Origin of the sequence: Pseudomonas sp. ME-P-057 (genome assembly GCF_030208975.1) — a bacterium.
Classification (GTDB): domain Bacteria; phylum Pseudomonadota; class Gammaproteobacteria; order Pseudomonadales; family Pseudomonadaceae; genus Aquipseudomonas; species Aquipseudomonas lutea.
In genome coordinates this window covers 108964-133802 of the sequence record NZ_JARVSX010000040.1, presented here as the reverse complement: position 1 = coordinate 133802, position 24839 = coordinate 108964, and the positions used below count along the sequence as shown (strand labels likewise).

18 protein-coding genes are annotated in these 24839 nt (G+C 60.0%); 11 read left to right on the top strand and 7 right to left on the bottom strand.

Features of this window, described 5'->3' with window-relative positions; genetic code table 11:
- Nucleotides 1-75: 75 nt before the first annotated feature.
- Nucleotides 76-894, bottom strand: a complete 819-nt coding sequence (locus QRN48_RS22140; RefSeq protein ID WP_285353307.1) for an alpha/beta fold hydrolase — start codon at nt 892-894, stop codon at nt 76-78.
- Nucleotides 891-2039 carry an FAD-dependent monooxygenase gene (locus tag QRN48_RS22135; protein WP_191945048.1) on the bottom strand — a complete coding sequence of 383 codons (1149 nt, stop codon included), beginning with the start codon at nt 2037-2039 and terminating at the stop codon, nt 891-893. Before QRN48_RS22135 ends, QRN48_RS22140 begins: the two co-directional genes overlap by 4 nt.
- Nucleotides 2040-2379: 340 nt before the next feature.
- On the opposite strand from QRN48_RS22135, the gene QRN48_RS22130 reads away from it, so the two are divergent.
- The 4 genes from QRN48_RS22130 to QRN48_RS22115 all read left to right on the top strand — a co-directional run bounded on the left by QRN48_RS22130 (nt 2380) and on the right by QRN48_RS22115 (nt 8719).
- The gene (locus QRN48_RS22130) at nt 2380-3429 is read left to right on the top strand and encodes a 2,5-dihydroxypyridine 5,6-dioxygenase (RefSeq protein ID WP_285353304.1); all 1050 of its coding nucleotides are present in this window, start codon (nt 2380-2382) and stop codon (nt 3427-3429) included.
- A 230-nt stretch (nt 3430-3659) separates the two neighbouring features.
- Nucleotides 3660-4118, top strand: coding sequence for a MarR family winged helix-turn-helix transcriptional regulator (locus QRN48_RS22125; protein WP_285353302.1), 459 nt, complete (start codon nt 3660-3662; stop codon nt 4116-4118).
- Between the two features lie 474 nt (nt 4119-4592).
- Complete coding sequence (locus QRN48_RS22120) at nt 4593-5111, top strand: (2Fe-2S)-binding protein (protein ID WP_191945050.1); 519 nt, start codon at nt 4593-4595, stop codon at nt 5109-5111.
- On the top strand, nt 5108-8719 hold the full coding sequence (locus QRN48_RS22115) for a molybdopterin cofactor-binding domain-containing protein (protein ID WP_285353300.1): 3612 nt from the start codon (nt 5108-5110) through the stop codon (nt 8717-8719). The genes QRN48_RS22120 and QRN48_RS22115 overlap by 4 nt, the downstream gene beginning before the upstream one ends.
- A gap of 205 nt (nt 8720-8924) precedes the next feature.
- Here the strand turns inward: QRN48_RS22115 and QRN48_RS22110 are convergent, their stop codons facing one another.
- From QRN48_RS22110 to QRN48_RS22100, 3 genes are all read right to left on the bottom strand, one after another.
- Complete coding sequence (locus QRN48_RS22110; protein WP_191945052.1) at nt 8925-9569, bottom strand: TetR/AcrR family transcriptional regulator; 645 nt, start codon at nt 9567-9569, stop codon at nt 8925-8927.
- 4 nt (nt 9570-9573) lie between these two features.
- A complete protein-coding gene (pssA, locus tag QRN48_RS22105) occupies nt 9574-10917 on the bottom strand; it encodes a CDP-diacylglycerol--serine O-phosphatidyltransferase (protein WP_285353298.1) in 1344 nt (447 codons plus the stop codon).
- Nucleotides 10918-11027: 110 nt separating this feature from the next.
- On the bottom strand, nt 11028-12032 hold the full coding sequence (locus QRN48_RS22100; RefSeq protein ID WP_191945054.1) for an NADP-dependent oxidoreductase: 1005 nt from the start codon (nt 12030-12032) through the stop codon (nt 11028-11030).
- A gap of 299 nt (nt 12033-12331) precedes the next feature.
- Between QRN48_RS22100 and QRN48_RS22095 the strand changes: the two genes are divergently transcribed.
- From QRN48_RS22095 to QRN48_RS22085, 3 genes are all read left to right on the top strand, one after another.
- Nucleotides 12332-13093, top strand: a complete 762-nt coding sequence (locus QRN48_RS22095; RefSeq protein ID WP_037008958.1) for an SDR family oxidoreductase — start codon at nt 12332-12334, stop codon at nt 13091-13093.
- A gap of 790 nt (nt 13094-13883) precedes the next feature.
- Nucleotides 13884-15356, top strand: a complete 1473-nt coding sequence (locus tag QRN48_RS22090) for a mechanosensitive ion channel domain-containing protein (RefSeq protein WP_285353295.1) — start codon at nt 13884-13886, stop codon at nt 15354-15356.
- A 78-nt stretch (nt 15357-15434) separates the two neighbouring features.
- Nucleotides 15435-16100: a polysaccharide lyase family 7 protein gene (locus tag QRN48_RS22085; protein ID WP_285353293.1), complete on the top strand. Its 666-nt coding sequence runs from the start codon at nt 15435-15437 to the stop codon at nt 16098-16100.
- 73 nt (nt 16101-16173) lie between these two features.
- Here QRN48_RS22085 and QRN48_RS22080 read toward each other — a convergent pair whose 3' ends face one another.
- Nucleotides 16174-17451, bottom strand: a complete 1278-nt coding sequence (locus QRN48_RS22080) for an MFS transporter (protein ID WP_285353291.1) — start codon at nt 17449-17451, stop codon at nt 16174-16176.
- Nucleotides 17452-17585: 134 nt separating this feature from the next.
- On the opposite strand from QRN48_RS22080, the gene QRN48_RS22075 reads away from it, so the two are divergent.
- The 4 genes from QRN48_RS22075 (at nt 17586) to QRN48_RS22060 (ending at nt 22587) form a co-directional block, all read left to right on the top strand.
- Entirely contained in the window at nt 17586-18044 is a 459-nt protein-coding gene (locus QRN48_RS22075; protein ID WP_285353289.1) for a winged helix-turn-helix transcriptional regulator, read from the top strand.
- Nucleotides 18045-18774: 730 nt separating this feature from the next.
- Nucleotides 18775-19563 carry an SDR family NAD(P)-dependent oxidoreductase gene (locus tag QRN48_RS22070; RefSeq protein ID WP_285353287.1) on the top strand — a complete coding sequence of 263 codons (789 nt, stop codon included), beginning with the start codon at nt 18775-18777 and terminating at the stop codon, nt 19561-19563.
- A gap of 270 nt (nt 19564-19833) precedes the next feature.
- Nucleotides 19834-20175: a CopM family metallochaperone gene (copM, locus tag QRN48_RS22065; protein ID WP_285353285.1), complete on the top strand. Its 342-nt coding sequence runs from the start codon at nt 19834-19836 to the stop codon at nt 20173-20175.
- A 324-nt stretch (nt 20176-20499) separates the two neighbouring features.
- On the top strand, nt 20500-22587 hold the full coding sequence (locus QRN48_RS22060; RefSeq protein WP_285353283.1) for a glycosyl hydrolase family 28-related protein: 2088 nt from the start codon (nt 20500-20502) through the stop codon (nt 22585-22587).
- A 1055-nt stretch (nt 22588-23642) separates the two neighbouring features.
- Here QRN48_RS22060 and QRN48_RS22055 read toward each other — a convergent pair.
- A complete protein-coding gene (locus QRN48_RS22055) occupies nt 23643-24026 on the bottom strand; it encodes a hypothetical protein (RefSeq protein ID WP_285353281.1) in 384 nt (127 codons plus the stop codon).
- Between the last annotated feature and the right edge of the window lie 813 nt (nt 24027-24839).

Genomic DNA, 24839 nt, shown 5'->3' with positions numbered 1-24839 from the left:
TTGAGGCGAATGACGCGTTCGCCAGCAAGCCGGCTCCTGCAGCGTGATGTCGCCTCAGGCCATCAGAGCCTTGGCTCAATCCAGAGTGGTCCCCAGAAAATCACCAAACGCGGCGAAGAACCCTGGCAGGTTGTCCCACGGGATCATGTGCCCGGCGTCAGCCACGCGAGCGATTTTGATGCCGGGCTGCAACGCGTGAATTTCGGCTTCGTCCTCTGGCTGAATCACGCCGCCACGCTCGGCCACGATGAGCAGGGCAGGGACCGGAAGGTTCGGCAGGTCCTGATGAAAATCGACCTCATGGAAATCGTTGAAAGCCCGCACGATGGCCGGCTCGTAGCAGGTATGCAGCCATTCGGCGCGCAGCTGCAGTTGCTCCGGCGTCCAGGTCGGGCAAAACGCGCGCATATCCTGCGCGCTCATGCCCTGTTGCGATTGGCGAATGGAGTCCACGTACCACGGCAGCTTGGCGGGATATTCACGACGCCCCGGACCGGACACCGGCGGATCGATTAGTACCAGGCTTTTTAGACCCTGCGGGTTGCGCACCGAGGCCCGCGTGGCGAAACGCGCGCCCATGGAGTGACCTACCAAGTGATAGCGGTCGATGCCCATGGCGGCGGCAAACGCACCGATGTCATCGGCACAAGTGTCGACGCTGTAGTCCAGCTCCGGGCCGGTGGAAGACAGGCCTCGTCCACGCGTATCCAGCACGTAGGTGTCAAAGTGTTCGCCCAGCCGTTCGGCGACGAATCCCCAGGTGATCGCCGGGCTGGTGATGCCCGGTATCAGCACCAGTGCCGGTTTGCCGGCGTGTTTTTCGCCGCCGTAGCGCAGGTAGTGCTGGCGAATCCCGTTGGCGTGGACGTTGCCACCATGGATGAACGTACTCACGCTGCCACCCCCGATTTCAGTTCCTGGCCGTACAGGTCATACCCGTAAACCCAGGCGGGATCCTCCTGCGTGCGCAGCCAGGTGTTGGCGTTGGAGACCGCCTGCACGCGAGAAGCGCGCTCCTTGCGGTTGGCTTCATAAAGCTGGAACGCGGTGCGGTAGTCCGTCAGGCCGGTTTCCTCCAGGCAGCGGGTGAGCATCGCGGCGTCTTCGATGGCCATCCCCGCGCCTTGAGCCATGTGCGGCTTCATCGGGTGGCAGGCATCACCGAGCAGCACCAGACGGCCTCGGCTCCACAACGGCAGCGGGTTGCGGTTGAGCAACGGCCACTTGGTCACGCTTTCAGTGGACTCGATGAGCGCCTGCACGGTGGGGTGGTAGCCGGCGAACGCTTCGTACATCTCGGCCTGGCTGCTGTCGACCCAGTTGCTCTGAAAGTCCCATTCGGCGTGGGGTACGCCGGTCACGTAGTAGTACTCATCGCGCTTGCCGGTGGTGTGATAAACCATCATGTGACGGTCCTCGCTCCACCACTTCACGCAGTTTTCAAAATTCAGGTTGTACTTCGTCAGCACCTCGCTGGGGATCAGAGCGCGGTGCGCGACCCAGCCGCTGTACAAAGGTTTTTCATGGCCGAGCAGTTCTTCGCGGATCTTTGAGTTGATGCCGTCTGCGCCAATCACGATGTCGGCGTCGGCGTGAGTGCCGTCCGTAAAATTAAGGCGCACACCGTTGTCGCGCTCTTCAAGCGTGGTCAGGCATTTGCTGAAATGCACGCTGCCAGGCGCCAGGGTCGACATCTGCAGCGCGTGCAGGTCACCGCGGTGCACGGTGATGTAAGCCGCACCGTATTCCTTGACCGAGAAGTCGCCCAAGGCAATGCGGGCGAGGTAATCGCCGGTCGCGCCGTCGCGGCTAAACCAGAAATCCGGGTGCGAACCCATGTCGCTCAGCGGCTCTTCGATGCCCATCCGGCGAAAGATTTTCATGATGTTCGGCCCCATGTGGATGCCGGCACCGATGCGAGAAAACTCAGGCGCCTGTTCGTAGACATCCACTTGAAAACCGGCTTTCTGCAACAGCGTCGCAGCGGCAGCGCCCCCCAGACCGGCTCCGACGATGGCGATTTTTTGCGTGGTAGGCATGGCGCGCATTCCTTCGTATTGGGTGAATTCGAGCTGACCGGGTCAACACCGAGTGTGAGGTCTTGCTGCGTTTTTAAAGTGTATACGCTGATATTTTCAAAAGTGAATCGTTTTATTCAGAAGCGGCAAGGAGGTGTCGCAATCAGGCATGTTGCGTTTTTAGTCCATTTATATGGGATATTGTGTACTTGGGTAACAATCAGGTGCGCCTCTTGCAGTCAGCAAGGGATTGAGGTCTTATAAGTTTAAATAAGCGTGTACGCTTCAAAAATGCACCGGTCTGATGCGCGATGCCTTGCGATGGTGCATCCGGGCCGATATCCCGCCGAGGAGATGTGAGATGCCGGTTAGCGATTGCGAATTGACCCAGATGTTTGAACACGTTCTGACGTTGTCCAGGGTGGACGCCACGCAAAGCGTGGCGGTGCTCAAGAGCCACTATTCCGACCCGCGCACCGTGCGCGCCGCCATGGATGCCGCGCAGCGACTGGGCGCGAAGGTGTATGCGGTCGAGTTGCCCTCGTTCAATCACCCAAAAGCCATGGGCAATGACATGACCGCTTACTGCGGCGACACGGCGCTTTCGGGCAATATCGCGGCGCAGCGGGCCCTTGAAGCGGCGGACCTGATTGTCGACACGATGATGCTGCTGCATTCCCCGGAACAGGAGCAGATCCTCAAAACCGGCACGCGGATCCTGCTGGCCGTCGAACCCCCGGAAGTGCTGGCGCGGATGCTGCCAACGGTGGCGGACAAGGAGCGTGTTCTGGCCGCCGAGCAGGTGCTGAAAGCTGCGCGCTCGATTCAGGTGAAGTCACGCGCGGGCAGCGATTTCCGCGCGCAGTTGGGGCAGTATCCCTCGGTCACCGAGTACGGTTTCGCTGACGAGCCGGGGCGCTGGGATCACTGGCCGAGCGGGTTTCTGTTCTCCTGGCCAAACGAAGAAACCGCGCAGGGCACGCTGGTCATTGACGTTGGCGATATTGTGCTGCCGTTCAAGACCTACTCCCGTGAACAGATCACGCTGGAGATTGATAAGGGGTTTATTACGTCCATCCATGGCGGCTTCGAGGCCGAGTACCTGCGTGATTACCTGAAGTACTTCAACGACCCGGAGGTTTACGGCATTTCCCACATCGGTTGGGGCCTGCAACCGCGTGCGCAGTGGACGGCGATGGGGCTGCATGACAAGAACGACGGTATGTGCATGGACGCCCGGGCGTTCTATGGCAATTTCCTGTTCTCTACCGGGCCGAATACTGAAGTCGGCGGCACCCGCAAAACCCCGTGCCACCTGGATATCCCGCTGCGCCGCTGTGATATTTATCTGGACGATCAGGCTGTGGTGCTGGCGGGGGAGGTAGTGGCGCCCGAAGCGTCCAGGGCCTGAGGTATCGGCTCCCACGCGGACGTGTGGGAGCGCGCTTGCCCACGAAGGTGTTTCGGTGACATCCACGTCACAGGCGCGCTGTGATTAAGGGCAAGCGCGCTTCTACGTCGCAGGCGGAATACTCACCCTTTGCGCCACATCGGGAAGCTGTTTAGTGGCTGAAGATTCCCCTCAATCCCCGCAACCGTTACTGTAGCCACCCCTTCCAGATCCCGCCGAACGAGCCACCCGTGTCCACTGAGCCTTCTTCCCATAACGATTCGTCGTACACGTTTTCTGAACAAGTCGGGCATCTGCTGCGCAAGGCCTACCAGCGTCATCTGGCAATCTTTCAGCAGAACGTGGGGGATTCGCAGCTGACTGCCGTGCAGTTCGTCACCCTGTGTGCGCTGCGTGATCATGGCCCTAGCTCGCAGACCGAGCTGGTCAAGGCCACCGCCGTGGATCAGGCGACCATCCGCGGCATCGTCGATCGCCTGAAGGCCCGCGACCTGATCAGCCTGGACCCGGACCCGCAAGACCGCCGCAAAGTCATCTGCAGCCTGACCGACAGCGGGTTGCGCCTGGTGCAGGAAACCGTCCCCCGCGCCGCGCACATCAGCGAGCTGACCCTGAGCAAACTCAACCCCGCCGAGCGCGTAGCGGTGCTGTTTTTGTTGCGCAAGCTGATCGATGAAGGTGATGAATAGCCGGCTCTGATCGCGCCGACCGTGATCGCGTTGAACCACCGTGCTGTTCACTCAACGCCTGGACCGGCGATGAATAACCACGTCTGAACGCATACCCCTTGTAGGAGCGCTTGCCCGCGAAAGCATTCCACCCGCGACATCACCGCGCCTGACCCACCGCATTCGCGAGCAAGCTCACTCCTACATTGACCGCGTCTTGCGATCAAGTCACGCCATCGCCTGCCACGCGACCGCCTGTTGGAGCGCGCTTGCCCGCGAAAGATTTTCGCCTGCGACATTCTCGTGTCTGACCCACCGCATTCGCGAGCAAGCTCGCTTCCACATCGGGCTGACCATCGCAATCGCGGCGGCGGAGGGACGATGGCTTTCCTCTAAAAACTCCGGCGTCCTACAGGCTTTTCTCCACTGGCATGTTTCCTGCTCCCTTTTGGTGAAGTAACCACTTCATCAAAGGCTAGCTACAGCAGGTAACACATGACGGCTGAGATACGTGCAGTGCAGCGGGTGGCGGAAAAGACTGTGACCTTCATGGTCAATGGCCAGACTTCAACCGTCACGGCGATGCCTGACACGCCGCTGTTACTGATCCTGCGCAACGACCTGCATCTTAATGGCCCCAAATACGGATGCGGTCTGGGTGAATGCGGCGCCTGTACGGTCATCATCGATGGCGTCGCCGCCCGCTCTTGCGTGTTTCCTCTGGCTGGCGCACACGGCCGGGACATCACCACGCTGGAGGGCATCGGTTCGCGCGAACGCCCGCATCCGGTGCAGCAGGCCTTCATCGATGAACAGGCCGCGCAATGCGGTTATTGCATGAACGGCATGATCATGACCGCCAAAGCCTTGCTCGACCGCAACCCGCATCCCACCGAAACGCAAATCCGCAACGAACTGTCGGCCAACCTGTGCCGCTGCGGGACGCACCTGGAAATCCTCCGCGCGGTCATGCGTGCTGCGCGTCCTCACTCCAGCCCGGATCCTGTCAAATGACCCAGACCTTGCCCACGCGCGACCAATTGCTCGCCCAAAATGGCGTGCTGCTGATCGTCGACGACATCCTGCCGCCTTCCGGCCCGGTGGCCAAAGGCGGTACGCCGACCGTGCGGCCCATGGAGCTGGGGCTGTTCATTGCCATCGACCAGAACAGCCGCGTATATGCCTTCAACGGTCACGTTGACCTCGGCACCGGCATTCGCACCGCGCTGACCCAAATCGTCGCCGAGGAGCTGGACCTGCAGATGGACCAAGTCACGATGATCCTCGGCGACACCGAGCGGGCACCGAATCAGGGTGCAACCATCGCCAGCGCCACGCTGCAGATCTCCGCCATTCCCCTGCGCAATGCCGCGGCCGAGGCCAGGCGCTTCCTGTTGCAGGAGGCCGCGCAGCGCTGGGGTGTGGACATGGATTCGCTGGTCATCGAAAGCGGCGTCATTACATCTGGCGACAGTCGCAAGATGCCGTTTGGCGAGTTGCTGGCTGGTCAACGTGTCGAGCTGCGCATTTCCGGTAACGCACCGCTCAAACGGCTCGAGGACTACAAGCTGGTGGGCCAGGGCGCCGCGCGCGTCGACATCCCGGGCAAGGCCACCGGCGAATTGACCTACGTGCATGACATGCGCCTGCCGGACATGCTGCATGGCCGTGTCGTACGCCCGCCTTACGCGGGGTACGACACCGGCGACTTTGTCGGCACCAGTTTGCTGGAGGTGGACGAGTCCTCCATTGCCCATGTTCCAGGCATCGTCCGGGTTGTGGTGATTCGGGATTTCGTCGGCATCGTCGCGATGCGTGAGGAGCAGGCAGCCAAGGCTGCGCGCGAGCTGAAGATCACCTGGAAGCCCTGGCAGCACCAGTTGCCGGAAATGAGCAACATCGAGCAGGCCATTCGCGACAACCCTAGCATTCAGCGGGTCGTGCTGGACCAGGGCAAAGTCGAGGATGCGCTTGCCCATGCCAGCGAGCGGATGACGCGGACCTACTTGTGGCCTTACCAGATCCACGGCTCCATCGGACCGTCATGCGGGCTGGCGGACTACAACGAAGAAAGCCTCCGCGTCTGGTCCGGCACGCAAAACCCGCACATGCTGCGCGCGGATTTGGCCTGGCTACTGGAATACCCCGAAGAGAGGATCGAGATTATCCGCATGGAGGCGGCGGGTTGTTATGGGCGTAACTGCGCCGATGATGTCTGCGCCGATGCCGTGTTGCTCTCCCGCGCAGTCGGCCGGCCGGTGCGGGTGCAACTGACCCGTGAGCAGGAACACGCCTGGGAGCCCAAAGGCACCGCGCAATTGATGGAGGTCGATGGCGGGCTCAACGCCGATGGCGGGATTGCCGGTTATGACTTCAGCACCCGCTACCCGTCGAACAATTCCCCCACGCTGGCCTTGCTGCTGACCGGTCGCGTGGAGCCGGTGGCGACGATGTTTGAAATGGGCGATCGCACGTCGATCCCGCCTTATGACATCGAGCACATGCGCGTCACCATTCACGACATGGCGCCCATCGTCCGGGCCTCATGGATGCGGGGTGTGTCGGCATTGCCCAACACGTTTGCTCATGAATCCTACATCGACGAGTTGGCTTTCGCGGCGGGCGTTGACCCGGTTGAGTACCGTCTGCGTTACCTGCATGACGAGCGCGCCGCCGAGCTGGTGCGTGCCACTGCTGCCCGGGCCGAGTGGAGCCCGCGCACTCAACCCATGCAGATGCCGGAAGAAGACGGCGTGCTGCGCGGGCGCGGGTTTGCCTACGCGCGTTACATCCACAGCAAGTTCCCCGGCTTCGGCGCTGCATGGGCGGCGTGGGTCGCCGATGTCGCCATCGACAAGCACACCGGCGACGTGTCGGTGACGCGCGTGGTGATAGGTCACGACGCCGGCATGATGATCAATCCTGCCGGCGTTCAGCACCAGATTCATGGCAACGTCATCCAGTCCACCAGCCGGGTGCTCAAGGAGCGGGTGACGTTCGAGGAGTCCACGGTGGCGAGCAAAGAGTGGGGCGGCTACCCAATTCTGACCTTCCCCGAAGTGCCGAAAGTCGACGTGATGATGATGCCGCGTCAGGCAGAGCCTCCCATGGGCGCGGGGGAATCGGCCTCGGTGCCGAGTGCTGCGGCGATTGCCAACGCGGTGTACGACGCAACCGGTATCCGTTTCCGCGAACTGCCCATTACCGCAGAGCGCATCCTCGCCGCGCTGAACAACGCCGGCAATCAGGCCAACAGCCAACCCCCGCAATCGCCGAAAGCCAAGCGCTCGAAGTGGCTGTTCGGTTCGTTGTTTGCAGCCTTGGGGGCGGTGTTGGGCATGGCGGCGACGGCGTTGCCCTGGCGTGCGGAAATCGCGCCTATCACCCCGCCCGCCGCGGGCACCTGGTCATTGGCAACCCTCGAACGCGGACGGCAGCTCGCGGCGGTCGGTGACTGTGCGGTCTGCCACACCGCCCCGAATGGCGCCGACAATGCCGGCGGGCTGGCGATGCACACGCCGTTCGGCACGCTGTACACCAGCAATATTACCCCGGACCCTGAAACAGGCATCGGCAACTGGTCCTATCCGGCATTCGAGCGGGCGATGCGTGACGGCATCAGTCGCGGTGGCAAACATCTCTATCCGGCGTTTCCCTACACCGCTTTCAGAAACATCGAGGACGCCGACATGCAGGCGTTGTACGCCTATTTGATGTCGCAGACGCCGGTGAAGCAGCTTCAGCCTGCCAATGACCTGCGCTTTCCGTTCAACGTACGGCCGCTGATGGCCGGCTGGAACGCGCTTTACCTGCGCACAGGCGAGGTGCAGCCGCAGCCGCAACAGAGCGCGCAATGGAACCGCGGCCAGTACCTGGTCAACGGTCTGGGGCATTGCGCGGCCTGTCATTCGCCGCGGGATTGGCTAGGGGCGGAGAAGGGCGGGACGTCATTTCTGGCGGGTGGCACCGTTGATGGCTGGGAGGCGCCGGCGCTCAACAGCCTGTCGAAAGCGCCGACGCCGTGGACCGAGGACCAACTGTTTAACTATCTGAGCACCGGGTATTCCGACGCGCACGGCGTGGCGGCGGGTCCGATGGGGCCGGTGGTAACTGAACTGGCGAAACTGCCGCAGAGTGACGTCCGGGCAATTGCGGTATACCTGGCAGCGCTGAATGAACCTGCACCTGCGGGCGCTGATGCTCGTCCGGCTGCGGCTGCGGCTGCGGCTGCGACTTTGAATTTGGCATCGGCATCGGTTGATAACGCAGGCGTCTCGGCGCAGTCACTGAGCAATGGCCGGCGAGTGTTTGAAGGCTCCTGTCAGGGTTGTCATGCCGATGGTCTGGGGCCAAAGCTGTTTGGCGTCAGCCCTTCGCTGGCGAGCAATACCAACGTTCATAGCGCATTGCCGGACAACCTGATCAAGATCATTCAGCAAGGCATCGACAAACCGGCCACGGCCGATCTGGGCTACATGCCGGGCTTCAAGGATAGCCTGTCCGACATCCAGATCAGCGACCTGGCGGCGTATCTGCGCAGCCGGTTCGCCCCGAATGAACCGCAGTGGACCGGGTTGAACGACAAAGTGGCGTATCTCAAAGCCAATCCCGGAACCCATTGATCCCCGACGCCCGAAGCCGCCGGCGAGCGGCGGGCTCGCGAGTTACAGAGGTTGCCCGGATCGACTGTAGGAGCGCGCTTGCCCGCGAAAAACAGGTTATGCGTACGACGCAGATTTCAGACATTGCCTGGATTAACTGTAGGAGCCGGCTTGCTGGCGAACCGGTTTTGGGGTCTTGCGCAAGCGCGGACGATTGTCGCTCGGCCTAACCCGGCAGCACCATGACTCCACGCACCACCATGTCCTGTATGAACGCCAGCCAGTCGGTGCGCTCATCTGGCGCGGCCATGTCCTGCCCAAGGAAGGAGGAGAGGGTGTGGAGGTTGGAGTTATAGAAGTAGCAGAGCGAGGCGATCATCAGATACACGTGCTTGATGTCCACGTCCTGACGAAACAGACCCTGCTGTTGCCCGGCGTCGATGATCGGTCTGAGCACACCCACGGCCTCGCCGGACAAGCGCCGGAGTTCGCCGGACTGGCGCGCGTGCTTACCCTTGTGCAGGTTCTCGATGCTGAGGATGGCAACGAATTCCGGGTGGCTGACGTAGTAATCCCACACGAAAGCCACCAACTGCCGCAGCGTTTGCACCGGCGTCGAGGGGTCCAGCTGCAAGGTGCTTTCGGCTCGGTTGAACTGCTCGTAAGTGTGCTCAAGCACTTTGACGAACAATTTCTCCTTGCTGCCGAAGTAGTAATAGATCATCCGGTCGTTGGACTCGGCCTCGGCGGAAATCTTCTCGATGCGCCCGCCCGAGTAGCCATCCCGGGTGAACACGGCGATGGCCGCCTGGAGTATCCGCGCACGGGTCTGGTCGGCTTGTTGCGCGCGCACGCCGGTGCTTTTGCTCATGGGGTCACAGGATCCGGTACAGCAGACGCTCGACCCGCACCCGGCTGACCCGACGCAGGAACGTGCGCACGCCCACCGGGTATTCGCTCAACGTGTCTAGCTCGTCGAACTTGCCGACCCGATGGGTATTGCGCATCAGCAGCGCAATTTCTTCGGCGCGCGGTTTCAGCCATTCGCCCTTGGGGTCATCAATCAGCACGGCGTTTTCCAGATCAAGCTGGAATGCCCGTGGATTGAGGTTGTTGCCGGTCAGCAAGGTGTAGCGATCGTCTGACCACAGGCCCTTCAGGTGGTAGGTGTTGTCGCCGTCCTTCCACAAATGAATGTTCAACTGATGTTTGGCGATTGCCGTCTGATGCTTCTGCATGAAGCGGCGCAGACTGATCTCGTACAGGTACGGCAGCGCAGAAATCACCTTGAACGGTTCATCCGGCGGAATGAAGAAGTCGTTGGCGGCCTTGTCGCCAATGATGATATCGACCTTCACGCCGCGCTTGAGCGCGCGGTTGATCTCGCGCTTCACCACCAGTGGCATGTTGAAATACGGGGTGCAGAGCGTCAGTTGCTCGTCGGTTTCTGCGATCAGGTCGCACAGGGTTTTGCTCAGCGGATTCTTGTTACCGATGCCCAGCAGCGGGATGACCCTGAATTCGCCGTTGTCGCGCACGCCCTCATTGATGTCATAGCTGGCACGCTTGAGGTGTTGGCGAAACTGCCGGATTTCCCCGCGCAGGCTGCGCGAACTCGGCGGGGAGGGCAGGTCAAGGCGATGCACCGCCTCGGACGGCAGAATGTCCTTCTGCACCAGACGCTGGAACGAGTCCGCCAGGGCTTTGTTTTCAATCAAGTGATAGCGATCAAGCCGATATTTGGCGAGCTTGTGCAGGTAGACATTGTTGATGCTGGCGCCGCTGTAAACCACGCAGTCATCGATGACACTGCCCTTGAGGTGCAGCACGCCGAACAACTCCCGGGTTTGCACCGGCACGCCGTAAACAGGCACCTCCTGATCGTGCTCCAGGTTTTGCGCCTGATACCACGCCGAGTTTCCCGCCTGCTTGCCGGCGCCGATCAGCCCGCGCTGGGCGCGGAACCAGTCGACCAGCACCACGACGTCCAGCTCGGGGCGGGCGGCCTTGGCAGCGTAAAGCGCATCGAGGATTTCCTGGCCGGCTTCGTCCTGCTGCAAGTACAGCGCGACGATGTAAATGCGCCGGGTGGCCGCGGCAATCTTCGCCAGCAACGTCTGCCGGTAGTCGGCGGCGCTCGGCAAAAGGGTGATGGCCGTGCCGGAGGATTCAAAACCACGCAGCGCCGCAAGGGTAGAACGTCGGAAGGGAGCCCGCATAAGCCTCTCGATGGGTCGGATCAACAGCGCACGAGCTTACACCAGAGTGCGCCCTCTGGTGGTGATGGCAGCGGTATCGATGAGTTGTTCAGCTGATTATCAGCGACGCATTACACTTTCAGGATCAGCTTGCCGCTGTTCTCGCCCTTGAACAGCATCTGCAGCGTCTCGGGAAACGTCTCGAGGCCTTCGACAATGTGCTCTTTGCTTTTCAGCTTGCCCTGGGCCAGCCAGCCGGCCATTTCCATCCCCGCTTTAGCGAAGTTTTCAACATGGTCCATCACCACGAAGCCTTCCATGCGCGCTCGGTTGACCAGCAGCGACAGGTAGTTGGCCGGGCCTTTGACGGCTTCCTTGTTGTTGTACTGGCTGATGGCACCGCAGATGACCACGCGCGCCTTGAGGGCCAGGCGCGTCAGCACGGCATCCAGAATGTCGCCGCCCACGTTGTCGAAATACACGTCCACGCCTTTCGGGCACTCGCGTTTCAGCGCCGCATGAATGTCCTCGTTTTTGTAGTCGATGGCGCCATCGAAGCCAAACTCATCGATCAACGTCTGGCACTTCTCCTTGCCACCCGCGATGCCGATGACCCGGCAGCCTTTGATTTTGGCGATCTGCCCGGCGATGCTGCCGACCGCACCCGCCGCGCCGGAGATCACCACGGTGTCACCGGCCTTGGGCTGACCGACTTCCAGCAAGGCGAAATACGCCGACATGCCGGTCATGCCCAGAGCGGCCAGATACACCGGCAGTGGCACGAGCTTGGGATCAACCTTGTTGAAGCCCTTGGGCTCGCCGACGAAATAATCCTGCACCCCGAGCACGCCCTGCACGTAATCGCCGACCGCGAATTTGGAGTGCTGCGACTCGATCACTTTGCCCGCACCCAGGGCGCGCATCACCGCACCCAGCTCAACGGGAGCGATGTAGGACTTGCCTTCGTTCATCCAGCCGCGCATGGCCGGGTCCAGCGACAGGTATTCACTCTTCACTTTGATTTGCCCGGGCGCCAGTTCGGCAACGGGCACCGTCTGGAAGGTGAAATCTTCACGGCTCGCGGCACCGACCGGGCGACGCGCGAGTAGGAATTGGCGGTTGTCTTGAGCAGTCATGGCGGGGTCTCGAATAGAAGGTGGTGGCGTTAACGGCGGTTGGAAGCGGTTAACGACGGCAAAAGCGGACCGGTGCAGTGATAGACCGGAAAGGTCCGGACATCAAGGTTTGCCACTGTAACGAATGCCGGTCGATCCACGCTGATGATGGCAGGTGCTGCTCCTCATCACCGTTGCCAATGGCTGAGCAACCGGGCTTCTGATAGTGCTGACGTTGGTCGTGCCGTGAACGCTAAGCTGCGGCGCATTCCCGGCGTGTGCCGAGCCTTCTGTCAATAAGTACAAAAAGGGACGATTCCATGAGCATGACGTTTGCCGGTCAAGTGGCATTGGTGACGGGCGCAGCAGCGGGGATTGGGCGCGCTACCGCGCTTGCGTTTGCCGCCCACGGCCTGAAAGTACTGGTGGTGGACATGGACAGCGCGGGCGGCGAGGGCACGGCTGGATTGATTCGTCAGGCGGGAGGCGAGGCGCTGTTTCTGCCGTGCGATGTGACAAAGGACGCCCAGGTGCAGCAGATGATGGCGCAAGCGGTGGACGCCTACGGCCGCGTCGACTACGCCTTCAACAATGCCGGCATCGAAATCGAGAAGGGCCGGCTGGCCGAAGGCAGCGAGGCGGAATTCGACGCCATCATGGGCGTTAACGTCAAAGGCGTCTGGCTGTGCATGAAGTACCAGTTGCCGCTGATGCTGGCGCAAGGTGGTGGGGCGATCGTTAACACAGCGTCGGTCGCAGGGCTCGGCGCCGCGCCGAAGATGAGTATTTACAGCGCTTCCAAGCACGCCGTCATTGGTCTGACCAAATCGGCGGCCATCGAGTACGCCAAGAAACGCATCCGGGTCAACGCCGTGTGCCCGGCGGTGATCGACACCGACATGTTCCGCCGCGCCCACGAGGCCGACCCGCGCAAGGCCGAATTCGCCGCGACGATGCACCCGGTCGGGCGGATCGGCACGGTCGAAGAAATAGCCGCCGCGGTGCTCTACCTGTGCAGCGACGGCGCGGCATTCACCACCGGGCATTCGTTGGCCGTGGACGGCGGGGTCACGGCGTTCTGATGCGCGAAGCCTTGCGCTGCCCGGCGGGCCGACTGACACCACGCCCCGGTTCGCCAGCAAGCCGGCTCCTACAGTTGATTCAGGCAATTTTGAAATGTGTGGCGTACGCACATCTGTAGGAGCCGGCTTGCTGGCGAAGGTGGTGGGTCAGATTTGGCGATGTTACGGGCTGAGATTTTTCGCGGGCAAGCGCGCTCCTACAATTGATCCGGGCAATCTGGGAATCTGCGACATACGCCAATCCGGGCGATCTCTGAATTTGCGGCGTACGCAAATTTGCTGGAGCCGGCTTGCTGGCGAACGCGGTGGGTCAGGTTTGGCGATGTCATGGGCTGAGATTTTTCGCGGGCAAGCGCGCTCCTACAATTGATCCGGGCAATCTGGGAATCTGCGACATACGCAAATCCGGGCAACCTCTGAAATGTGCGGCGTACGCGCATCTGTAGGAGCGCGCTTGCCCGCGAAGGTGGTTCAGGCAACATCAGTGGCGTTGTCACACCCCGGTTCGCCAGCAAGCCGGCTCCTACAGTTGATCCAGGCAACCTTTGAAATTTGCGGCGTACGCAGATCTGTAGGAGCCGGCTTGCTGGCGAACGCGGTGGGTCAGGTTCGTCGATGTCACGGGCTGATATTTTTCGCGAGCAAGCGCGCTACAGAATCGGCATCGGCATCGGCATGAGCAACGGCGTGCGCCCCGGACTATCTCCGGCGAAGCTCAGACTTGTCGTCGACTTCTCCTTGCAAGGTATTCAGCTAAGCTGCACGAGCTGTCTACCCTCAGGGAATTTCGATGGATCATTTGTGGTTCGCCTATCCGTTGATCAGCGCCTCGGTGCTGCTGGTCATCGACCTCACGCTCTGGCAGTGGCTGCACCCGCGCTGGCTGCGGCGCAAAATGCTCTGCCGGCTGGCGCTGTTTATTTTGTTTAGCATGGCGCTGCTCGACGGCGGGCTGAGCCCGTTGTATCAGGTGCCCGCCGACTGGTCGGTCCCTCGCCATGTCCTGGCCACGATTCTGACCATCGCCTGGTGGCTGTTTGGTGCGAGAACGCTGACGGTGCTTGCCGTGGTCGTCATGGAACCGCGCATCGGGGGCAAAGGTCACCTTCTGCAAGATGTGATGGGCGCGATCATTTTCATCATCGCCGCGGTGGCTGCCGCCAGCTACGTGCTGGACCTGCCCGTCAAAGGGCTGCTGGCCACCTCCGGCGCGGTGGCGATCATCCTCGGCCTTGCCGTGCAGAGTACGCTGGGCGACGTGTTCTCCGGCATCGTGCTCAACGCGACCAAGCCTTTTCGGGTCGACGACTGGATTCGCGTCGACGACATCGAAGGCAAAGTGATTGAGATCGACTGGCGCTCCACCCATCTGCTCACCTCGGAAGGCAGCATGGCGGTGATTCCCAACGCCATGGCCGCCAAGACCCGTATCGTCAATTACAGCCGCCCGGACCACTTTCATTCGGTCACGCTGTCCATCGAACTGTCGACCCGCCTTCGCCCCAGCCTGGTCCTGGATTCCCTCGAAAAAGCCTTGCTCGGTTGCCGCGAACTGTTGGCGCAACCCAAGCCATCGGCGGTGGTGGTCAAGTCCGGTCTGCGCATCGTCGAGTACGAAGTCACCGGCTACGTCAAATCCCGCGACCGACGCGCCGCCGTGCGCAACCAGCTGTTTGATCTGATCCATCGTCAACTGGCCTCCACCGATACCCGCCAGGACCAGCAGCGCCCTGCGACGCGCCAGTCTGCCGTGCTCAACACCGTCAACGCCCTGCGCATGCTCAGCGACGCCGACCGTGCCCAACTGCAAGAGCATATGCACCTGAACGCCTATGCAGCGAAGGACATTGTGCTTGCCGAGGGCGTGGTGCCCGAGGCGCTGTACATCATCGAATCCGGGATCATCTCTGTGTCTCTCCAACGGTCGGACGGCTGGCTGGAAATCGGCCGCATGGGCCCGGGCGAGTTGATCGGCGAGACCGGTTTCGTCGACGCAAGCCCGACGCTGGGGCGTTTTTGTGCGTATACCGACTGCATGATCTACCGCATCGACAAGGCCGATCTGGAACCGTGGCTGGCCGAGCACCCTGAGCTGCTGGGTGCGTTGGCCGGGCTGGCGAAATTTCGCGCCAAGGCGCGTGCGGCGCTGCTGGAGACCAAGCCTGTGGTGGCGGATGCCAGCGGTTTCATGAGCTGGCTGCGCAAGAATGTGAGGCGGTTTGAGGTTACGCGGGGGCCGGGAGCTGATGACAGGAAGGGCTGATGAGTCTCGTGGTTGAAGGCTAGTAACCTGGACGGGGTAACCTGCAAAACAAACCACGACCCATTGGAAGGCCACGCCATGATCGATCTAAGCACCTGGAACCTGACCCTCCCGGTCGGCACGCCTGCCCGCGTCATCGAGACTCCGCGCCTGGTGGACGGTTACTCGGATTCGTACTTTCGCTCCGGCAATACGCTGTGTTTCTGGGCGCCGGTGACGGGCGGGACTACGTCCAAATCGGAGTTTCCGCGTAGCGAACTTCGCGAAACCTACAAGGGCGGGGAACTGCGCAACTGGACCTACCCTGAAGCCGATCACCGGATGACCGCCAGCTTGTCGGTCAATCAGGTGCCGTCGGAAGGCAGGGTGGTGATCGGGCAGATCCACATCTACAAGGGCAAGGGTCCGCTGCTGAAGGTCGAGTATGTCTATGACAAGGCCAAAAAGACCGGCAGCGTGATCGCCAACTACCGCCTCAAGCCGGGCAGCGCGGACACCAAGGTGGTGATTGCCGAGGACGTCGCACTGAGCGAGCGGTTCACTTATGAGGTTCGCTTGAGCTCGGCGGGTTACCTGCATGTGATCGCGCAAGGCAACCGATGGGGCAAGCAGCTCAGTAAAAGCTGGCAGGGCAAGCAGCTGTATTTCAAGGCGGGGGTCTACACCCTGGATAACACCGGCTACAAGAACGAAGGCGGGCAGGTGACGTTCAACACGCTGGAGGCCAGGCACAGCAAGGGTTGACGAGGCACGGCAGAGTGTCCTGCTGGACGAGCGCCAACCCGAATGCACGACTGATTCGGGCCAGCACCTGGCTTTAACGTGATCCTCCCTTGCCGGGGTCACGCACATGAGCTGTCAAATACCAGAGCACCAGTGCCGCTGCGCTGGTCGATGCACCCAAGAGGCAGACCGCGACCCATCCCCAGCGTGCATACACTTGGGTCGCTGCCACCGCGCCGACCGCGCTTCCGACCGAGTAGAAGCACATGTAAGCGCCGACAAGACGGCTTTGGGCGTCAGGGCGCGCGGCGAAGATCAGGCTTTGGCTGGTGACGTGGACGGCTTGCACGGCGAAGTCGAGCAGTATCACGCCGCAGACCAGCGCGATCAGCGAAGTCTGGGCAAAGCCAATGGGTACCCAAGAAAGAGTCAGTACGCACAAAGCAAGGCCGGTGACGCGCTGCCCTAAACCCTGATCGGCCCACCGACCGGCCCTTCTGGCTGCCAGTGCGCCGGCCATTCCAGCCAGGCCGAAAAGCCCGATTGCAGTATGCGACAGCGATAAAGGCGGGGCGCTCAGGGGCAAGACCATTGCCGTCCACAATACTGAAAATGCGGCGAAGATCAGCAACGCCAACAGACCCCGTATCCGCAGGACGGGTTCGCTCACCAGCAGCTTGAAAAGCGACCGGATGAGAGCGGCATATGAGTCCCGAGAAGGCGGCGAAGCGGTGTTTGGGATGGTCTTCCACAGCACTGCGCCAAGGATGAGCATCAGGCCTGAAGACAGAAAGTAAACGGCGCGCCAGCCCGCCAGATCAGCGATCAGTCCGGACGCGAAGCGTGCCAGCAGGATCCCCAACACAATGCCACTGGTGACCGTGCCGACGGCTCGACCCCGTTGGGAGGGCGTTGCCAGCGACGCTGCATAGGCCACCACCACCTGGACCACCACGGCCATCAAGCCCACGACGATCAGGGTGCCCAGTAGCGCCAGCCAGGTAGGCGAAGCGCCGACGCCTGCGAGCGCCAGTGCTGACAGCAGGATCTGACCGAGGATTAGCCGTTTACGATTGACCCGGTCACCCAGCGGGACAATCAGCAGCAAACCCGCTGCATAGCCCGCCTGCGTCGCGGTTACTACGATTCCGATCATGGCTGGCGCCACCCCCAGGCTCTGCGCCATCGAATCGAGCAAAGGCTGAGCGAAATACACGTTGGCAACAGCCAAGGCGCAGGTGACAGCGAACAGCACGGTCAGAGCGGATGAAAGCCCGGTGTGATCATCATCTGCGGGAGTCGTTTGCAAACGTATCTGCGCCGGGTCGAAGCTGGACGACTGACGGGTCAACTGTTCGGTCTCGGCTGTCATAAAGGCTTCCATGTCAGTAAGCTGGTTTCAATTAGCAACTGGATCGGATTCTTGATAATCCAGTCTCTAATTGCAACCAGTATCTCGCCGGCTCTTGAAACAGATCCGGCCAATCAACATCGGAATAACGAGAAATGGCAGAAGAAGCGTCTCCACCCAGCAATGAATGTCCCGTAGCCAGAACGCTGGAGGCCATCGGCGATCGCTGGTCGCTGATGATCATCCGCGAAGCGTTTGACGATGTGCGCCGGTTCAGCGAATTTCAGAAAAACCTGGGCGTTGCCAGGAACATTCTGACGTCGCGGCTCAAAGCACTGGTGGCGACAGGAGTGTTCGACGTCGCACCCGCGTCAGATGGCAGCGCCTACAAGGAGTACGTGCTGACGGATAAAGGGCGGGCCATTTTCCCCGTCGTGATCAGCATGAGGCAGTGGGGCGAACGCTACCTGTTTGCGCCGCAAGAGGCGCGCTCAGTGTTAGTGGACAATGCATCTGGTCAGCCGTTGAAGCCACTTGTCGTGCTTTCTTCGAGCGGCCAACCCCTCGGTGCAGCTGATTGTCACCGAGTGCGGGTGTCAGTTGCGGATGCTTGAGACGGAGGGTACGCGACGCGCAGAGCCATGGTCCGAGTACCTGCGGCAGTCTTGATTAAACGGGCCGCAATAGTGAACCGGGCCTGTAGGCCGCCTGCCTGCTCTGTGGCGATAGCTGCTACCCGCATTGCCGCGCATTCGATCCAACACTCAGAGGAGTTGCCGTACACCGAGCCCCGACATTGGCTGCAGTGGTAATGGCTGACTACTTTCGGCAGGGCAAGTAGCTCGTAAACGACTGATGCGCATATGTAGCTTCTCTGATGCACCTCTTTCATATGCTCATCCTTACCGGTCGAAAGTCACCAGCTTGACCCTCTCGATCTAGTCCGTCGACTGACCGCTTCTGGCCGGATGCGGCCGGTCATAAACCGTTGCTTCTGGTAGACACCATCAGTATTGAGCAACGCAGACAGCACCTTTAGTCTGTTCAGCCGACGGCCTGAAATTCCGTTGGCGGGAAACGGGCAGTCTGAACTCTATTCTGTGATGTGCTTGAGCTCGACGACGTTGATTAGATTGAGTTGCCTGGGGCGCGTGAGCAGCCCCTTGTTGTGCTCTTGATTTCGCCGGCCAGTAGACTGACAGAGGCGCCTGATCGTCGGCAGCTGACACCAGTCCGTCGCCAAGAAGGGCAGCGGCTCGCCGTTGTTCTCTTTTGCATCTTTACTGCTGGGTCAGGCGTTGAACAGAAGTGCCTCCCACCCAGTCCACTGCAGAGGTTAACGAGATGAAAATCGATTTTACGGGCCGTAATAATTTGGTCACCGGCTCTACCAGCGGCATCGGCTTCGCTGCCGCCAAGGGCTTTCTTGAGGCCGGCGGCCAGGTGGTGATCAACGGCCGGAGTCAGGGCAGTGTCGACGCTGCGTTGCATCGACTGGGCCCGTTGGCAGAGAAGGCCACGGGTTTTGCCGGCGACTTGAGTGACGAGACCGCCTGCCAGCAGTTGCTGGCGCAACACCCTCACTTTGACGTCGTCATCAACAACATGGGCATCTTCAATCCGCAGGATTTCTTCGAGATCCCCGACAGTGAATGGCAGCGGTTCTTCGACACCAACGTGATGTCCGGCGTACGGATTTCGCGGGGTTACGCGCCGGGTATGGTGGAGCGCAAATGGGGGCGCATCGTCTTCATCTCTTCCGAGTCCGCGATCAACATTCCGTCCGAGATGATCCATTACGGCTTCAGCAAAACGGCGCAACTGGCGATTTCCCGAGGTCTTGCCAAAAGGCTGGCGGGCACCGGCGTGACGGTGAACTCGGTGCTCCCCGGGCCGACGCTGTCGGAAGGCGTCGCCGAGATGCTGAAGCCTGAAGTTGTAACCTCGGGGAAAAGCGTGGAGCAAGTGGCGGCGGATTTTGTCGTAGCCCATCGCGGTTCGTCGATCATCCGCCGCGCCTCCCATGTGGATGAGATCGCTAACATGATCATTTACGTCAGCTCCGAGCAGGCGTCCTCAACTACCGGCGCGGCGCTGCGGGTGGATGGCGGGGTGGTCGACAGCATTTATTGAGGCCTATCCGGCCTGCATGATCCAGGCACCCCGGCAACCCCGACAGCAGCACAGCCAGCCCCGATTATTGGACCTCCTCTTAGGGTGCGGTGAGCTGTCAGCAACGGCAACATCCGCCGAGCCTGGCTGGGAGACCACCCGTCCTGGGTCGTCTAGGGCGCCGAGCACGGGAACATCCCGAAACGGCAATGGAAAATGCGCTTGACCTTGCTCTGATGGGAAGGTCTAGCGTGACGGCTTCGTATCTGCCCTCATCCAGGATGCCCCCTCATGAAAAAGATTGCCGCCCTTATCAGCGTCATTGCCCTGCTTGCCGTCACAGCCGTCAGGGCTGACCAGACGGAGGACATCAAACAGATGCATGAGGCCTATCGGCAATCAATGGGCGCCATGAAAGACGACATGCATCACGGGATGATGAGTGACGACCCGGACGTTGCGTTCGCGGCAGGCATGCTGCCTCACCACGAAGGCGCGGTTGAGATGGCGGAGATCGAGCTCAAATACGGCAAGGATCCGCAGATGCTGGAGCTGGCGCGCCAGATTGTGGCGGCGCAGGCCGCGGAAATCGCGCAAATGAAGAACTGGCTGAAGGCTCATCCTGCCCAGTAAAGCGGCAAAGTCCCGAGCCCTTGATCGGGAGCGCTGATATCCCAAGGAAAGGTTCTTAGTGGCCCGGCTACCCGCTGAACGTTGGGCCGCTATAGTCGGGCTAGATAGCTGCTCCCGACCCATGTGCGCTACACCTTCATACCATTTTTTCGCTTTGATCCCAATTTCGATAGACGGCGGTGAGCGCGCTGGTAAACGCTTGGATTTCAACCACACTGTTGCGCAGTCCAACCCTCATGCAGTCTGTTCGTTGTCCGGGATCGCACCGCCTCATTGGCTCCCTGGTGGATAAGGAGACTCTTCAATCCCCAGCAGAGAGTCATCATGGCAAAATTCAACGTTAAAGATTTCGGCGCGAAGGGTAATGGCAGCAGTGACGATACGCTCGCCATCCAAAAAGCCATCGATGCCGCCGCTGCGGCGGGCGGCGGACAGGTGTACTTGCCCGAGGGCACTTACATGGTCAGCGCAACGACTGGCAGTTGCCTCGCCCTGAAGAGCAATGTTTCACTGGTCGGCCAAGGCATGGGCGTCTCGACACTCAAGCTGGCGAACGACCTGCCTTCCGCTGTCACTGGCATCCTGACGGCCAACGGCACACACGATGTGGGGGCCAGCAAGCTGACGCTTGATGGCAACCTTCAGCACAACACGGGGTATTTTTCAGGCTGGCTGAATGGCAGCGGGACTAATGTCAGGATCGATAGCGTAGAAGCCAAGAACGCAGCCGGCAACGGTTTCGATTTGCAGGGCACCGATGGTTTGGTGCAGGTAGAGCTGAGCAACAGCGTCGCCCATGACAATGACTACGGTGTGCGCGCCTATGCAATGACTGCCAGCCTGTTGCATGACAATGTCGCCTACGCAAACCGGACTGGTTTCAATGTCGGCGGCGATGTTCAGGTAGTGGACAACGACGCTTATAGCAATACCGACTTCGGAATATTCGTGCAAAGCACCGGCACTACCGTCAAGGGCGGCGAAGTCTACGGCAATGGCGATGACGGAATCCACACCGCGTTCGCCCGTCAGTTCAAGATCACGGGCGTTGATATTCATGACAACAAGGGCAGCGGGATATACATCGCAAGCAGCGTAAACGGCGACGTCTTTTCAAACACAATCCACAATAATTCTCTAGGCAGCCCGGCGGCCGAAATTCAGGTATACGGCGTGACCAAGGTCAGTACCTCCAGCGAATCCCACGACATCCGGGTCACCGGGAATATCATCACTGGCAGCGAACAGTCCACTTACGGCATTCGCGAAAGCAATGCCGTGTTTGACAATTCGTACACGCACAACGTCATCAGTCACATCCAAACAGGCGCCATTGCCGCGCTCGCCAGCAGCGAAGTTTCGGACAATACCGACTCTCTCTACACCTACGGTACCCGCTCAAACGACAAGCTCAACGGTGACATCACTCAAGATGTGGTCTACGGCGGCGCAGGCAATGACACCCTCAACGGCAAGGGCAACAACGACACCCTGATCGGTGGCACTGGCGTAGACAAGCTCACCGGTGGCGAGGGGAATGATATTTTCCGCTTCGATATGGTCAGTGAAAGCTATCGCACCGCGACCAAGTCATATGCGGATGTGATCACCGATTTCGACGTGGCCCATGACAAGATCGACGTTGCAGGTGCCGGTATCGGCTTCACCGGGCTGGGGAATGGCCACAACCACACACTCTTGCTGGCTTACAACGAGGCCAAGAACGTCACTTATCTGAAGAATCTGGACGCGGACGTGCTGGGGCAACGGTTCGAGTTGGCCTTGAACGGCAACTTCCTGCATACCTTCACCAATGCCAATCTGCAATCCGTGATCCAGGGCACCGACGGCAGTGACAAGCTCATGGGAACCAGCGCTGCGGAAACCTTACTGGGCGGTGCAGGCAGGGACACGCTTAATGGGGGCGCCGGCGATGATCGACTCGACGGCGGGGCTGGCGGCGATACCCTGACGGGCGGCGCGGGCGCCGATACCTTCGTGTACGGCAACTTTCGAAACAGCCAGCGTTACGACAATGACGGCACCGCACAGCGGGACACGATCACTGACTTCAACGGGAACGAAAACGACGTCATCGATGTGTCTGCTACGGGTTTCCTTGGCTTGGGCAATGGGCACAACGGTACGCTCAAGGTGGTCGTGAACGCCGCCGGCACCCTGACCGCGCTCAAATCACTGGACGCCAGTGACCGGGACGGGGCGCACTTCGAGTTGCTGCTACAGGGCAACCACGTCGCGGATCTGACCCCGGCTCATCTGATATTCAAGGACTTTGACGGGAGTAAAGTTGTGTCCTCCTCGCCGCTACTGAGCACCGTAGACAGCCATACCGACGCGACGGCCATCAGCCTTATCGGCGTGGCAGAGCATGGGGGCGAGCATCTGGGCTGATCGGCAGGCAGATTGGGTTCGCCTCTCTACGGTATTGGTAAGAAAGGCTCATCTGTCTTTGTATAGATGGGCCTTGGCGAATTCAGTCAGCAGGCAAGTGGTGAGCGCAGGAGCTGCCGATCGAAACCTGGATTTGCCAGGTAGAGTTCATCGACGACGGCTGTCTGTGCCTTCAGGGCTGAGCAGCCCCAACTGCAGCGCCTGCGGCACAACATCAATAAACGCGCGCACCTTTGAATTCAACGCAGAGCGCTCGGTTGCGCACGCGTAGATTTCCAACGGCTCTGACTCCACCCTGGCATCAGCGCAGTCGCCCCATTTTGCCAACGGCACCAGGAGACGGCGCTTTACGAGCGCAAGCACGGCCTGTCTGATGTTGGCCGATTGCGAAGGTCGTTACCGTTAGCTGTGGGTCGGAATTCCGTCCTCATGAAAGGCAGCTATCGACCCAAAGCGGTCGCTTGCGCCGCGCATATGCCAGCTTCGCTTGGTGCTAAACTATCGTGATCTGACACCCTATGGAAATCATGTGTGCCAAGTCATACAGCATGGAATCGAATACTAGCGCTGGCAATTGTTAGTGCAATGGCAACTACCATTCTCGGCTTCTACATAAGTTCATATTTAGAAGACCGCGCGAGTCACGCCTTCGAGCAAGTAAATATTGGCGCTACACAGCAGCAAATCGTGGCTCTTCTCGGGGTGCCAGATGCTGTTCGAGCTTGCGGCGATAGTCTTTGGTGGGGAGACGATACAAAACATCGCGGAGAAAATGACGGGCGTTGTGTCACAGAGGCGCGCTACGACAACTTTTTGAGCACTTGGGCCGTAGGGTATTCTCAGGACAGATACGTCGTTTCTAAATACCATTATTCTTCTGATTGACTGCCAGTATGGTTCATCCCTATACCCGCCTTTTGGGGCACTGCACGCTCTGGGGGTCAATGTGCGCTTCGGGTCGAAACCGGCCAGCCACGACCGGCTGCTTTCGGCCAAAAGCGGTATTCGATACCCTGCCGTCCAGCACAAAAGCCAAGCCTCTCCATCTGTGAAAGCTAGCCTCTAAGGGTGCGCATTATTTCCTCGACCACCGGCTTCGTGTATTTATCGCCGGGGTCAGTCTCCGGCGGGTCGTTACTGCGGAACCATTCACCTTGATCGAATGCTTGGCAAAGCGAGAACGCGGGCTGGGGCATGTCGTTAGTCATACCGACTTCAACAACAGCAGTTATTATCCCGTTCATAACCCCGTCGCAGAAATCATAGAGCAGATATCCTTGTAAATAGGCTTCCGCAACCGCAATGGACAGCTCGTTCAGTACATCATGCGGTGCAACGCCGAAGCGTTCGCAGATGGGAATAAGATCACCCAACGTCAAGCCGTACGCTTCCGCTTTCACGGACAGTTCCCTGAGTTCGATTTTCGGTAACACCATCATCCTAAGCTTCTCCGGTCAGGTGTGAAGGTAGCACTTACAGATGGGCTGCACAGCGCTACCACGGGAAGAACTGTCTGAAGGCTTATGTCTATGAGGTTTGGAGAGCGATAGCAGAGGGCAAGGGTGTGCCATCCTCGTAGCGAACCAATTCTTCTCAGGCGTTCAGCACTAGATTTCCGACCGTACGAATGGCAGATCCTCAGCGAATAGCGAAACTTTCAATGTGTTATCAGAATGCCGGCTCAAAACCTCGGCGCATATTTGATGGTGGCGTTAATAAGCTCTAGTCGCGGATCACGTCCGAAGCAATCAGAATCCGATGTTCCATGTCTCATTCTCGTGTTCGAACGTAACCGGCCAGCTAAACGCCGATACGGGTATCGTGCATCTTCTTGCATACCCGATGCAATTACTCGGGATGAGCACATGGGTTGTAGGGCGAGTACAGGTGGAGAGCTCATGCCTCCGACGACCTAAGCCAAGATAGTTCTGTTGGCCTCCGAGGACAAGCTGGTCGCTGCGTTGCCGCAGGGGCTCGCCCGCCAGCCGCAAGTCCAGCGATTATCGACAGCGCTACGGAAAGTTGCGCGAACATAATAACTTCGCCAGCTGATCCTTTAGCGTCCGTGCGTTTAACGCCCATAACCGCTGATAACGTAAGTAGGGGGCATAGCGATACAAGGACGATAGCCCATACAGCAATAATGATCACTCAAAGCACCCCATCGTTTTAGGGGGCCGACATACCTTCCCAAGTACCACGACTGCGCCGTCAGGCTTACTCAGCGCTTCACACTGGCCAAAAATGGTGCT

Excerpts from the sequence above, each read along its gene's own strand:
- QRN48_RS22135 (WP_191945048.1), bottom strand. The coding sequence starts at position 2,039 with ATGCCTACCACGCAAAAAATCGCCATCGTCGGAGCCGGTCTGGGGGGC.
- QRN48_RS22130 (WP_285353304.1), top strand. The coding sequence starts at position 2,380 with ATGCCGGTTAGCGATTGCGAATTGACCCAGATGTTTGAACACGTTCTG.
- QRN48_RS22120 (WP_191945050.1), top strand. The coding sequence starts at position 4,593 with ATGACGGCTGAGATACGTGCAGTGCAGCGGGTGGCGGAAAAGACTGTG.
- QRN48_RS22115 (WP_285353300.1), top strand. The coding sequence starts at position 5,108 with ATGACCCAGACCTTGCCCACGCGCGACCAATTGCTCGCCCAAAATGGC.
- QRN48_RS22110 (WP_191945052.1), bottom strand. The coding sequence starts at position 9,569 with ATGAGCAAAAGCACCGGCGTGCGCGCGCAACAAGCCGACCAGACCCGT.
- pssA (WP_285353298.1), bottom strand. The coding sequence starts at position 10,917 with ATGCGGGCTCCCTTCCGACGTTCTACCCTTGCGGCGCTGCGTGGTTTT.
- QRN48_RS22100 (WP_191945054.1), bottom strand. The coding sequence starts at position 12,032 with ATGACTGCTCAAGACAACCGCCAATTCCTACTCGCGCGTCGCCCGGTC.
- QRN48_RS22095 (WP_037008958.1), top strand. The coding sequence starts at position 12,332 with ATGAGCATGACGTTTGCCGGTCAAGTGGCATTGGTGACGGGCGCAGCA.
- QRN48_RS22090 (WP_285353295.1), top strand. The coding sequence starts at position 13,884 with ATGGATCATTTGTGGTTCGCCTATCCGTTGATCAGCGCCTCGGTGCTG.
- QRN48_RS22085 (WP_285353293.1), top strand. The coding sequence starts at position 15,435 with ATGATCGATCTAAGCACCTGGAACCTGACCCTCCCGGTCGGCACGCCT.
- QRN48_RS22080 (WP_285353291.1), bottom strand. The coding sequence starts at position 17,451 with ATGACAGCCGAGACCGAACAGTTGACCCGTCAGTCGTCCAGCTTCGAC.
- QRN48_RS22075 (WP_285353289.1), top strand. The coding sequence starts at position 17,586 with ATGGCAGAAGAAGCGTCTCCACCCAGCAATGAATGTCCCGTAGCCAGA.
- QRN48_RS22070 (WP_285353287.1), top strand. The coding sequence starts at position 18,775 with ATGAAAATCGATTTTACGGGCCGTAATAATTTGGTCACCGGCTCTACC.
- copM (WP_285353285.1), top strand. The coding sequence starts at position 19,834 with ATGAAAAAGATTGCCGCCCTTATCAGCGTCATTGCCCTGCTTGCCGTC.
- QRN48_RS22060 (WP_285353283.1), top strand. The coding sequence starts at position 20,500 with ATGGCAAAATTCAACGTTAAAGATTTCGGCGCGAAGGGTAATGGCAGC.
- QRN48_RS22055 (WP_285353281.1), bottom strand. The coding sequence starts at position 24,026 with ATGATGGTGTTACCGAAAATCGAACTCAGGGAACTGTCCGTGAAAGCG.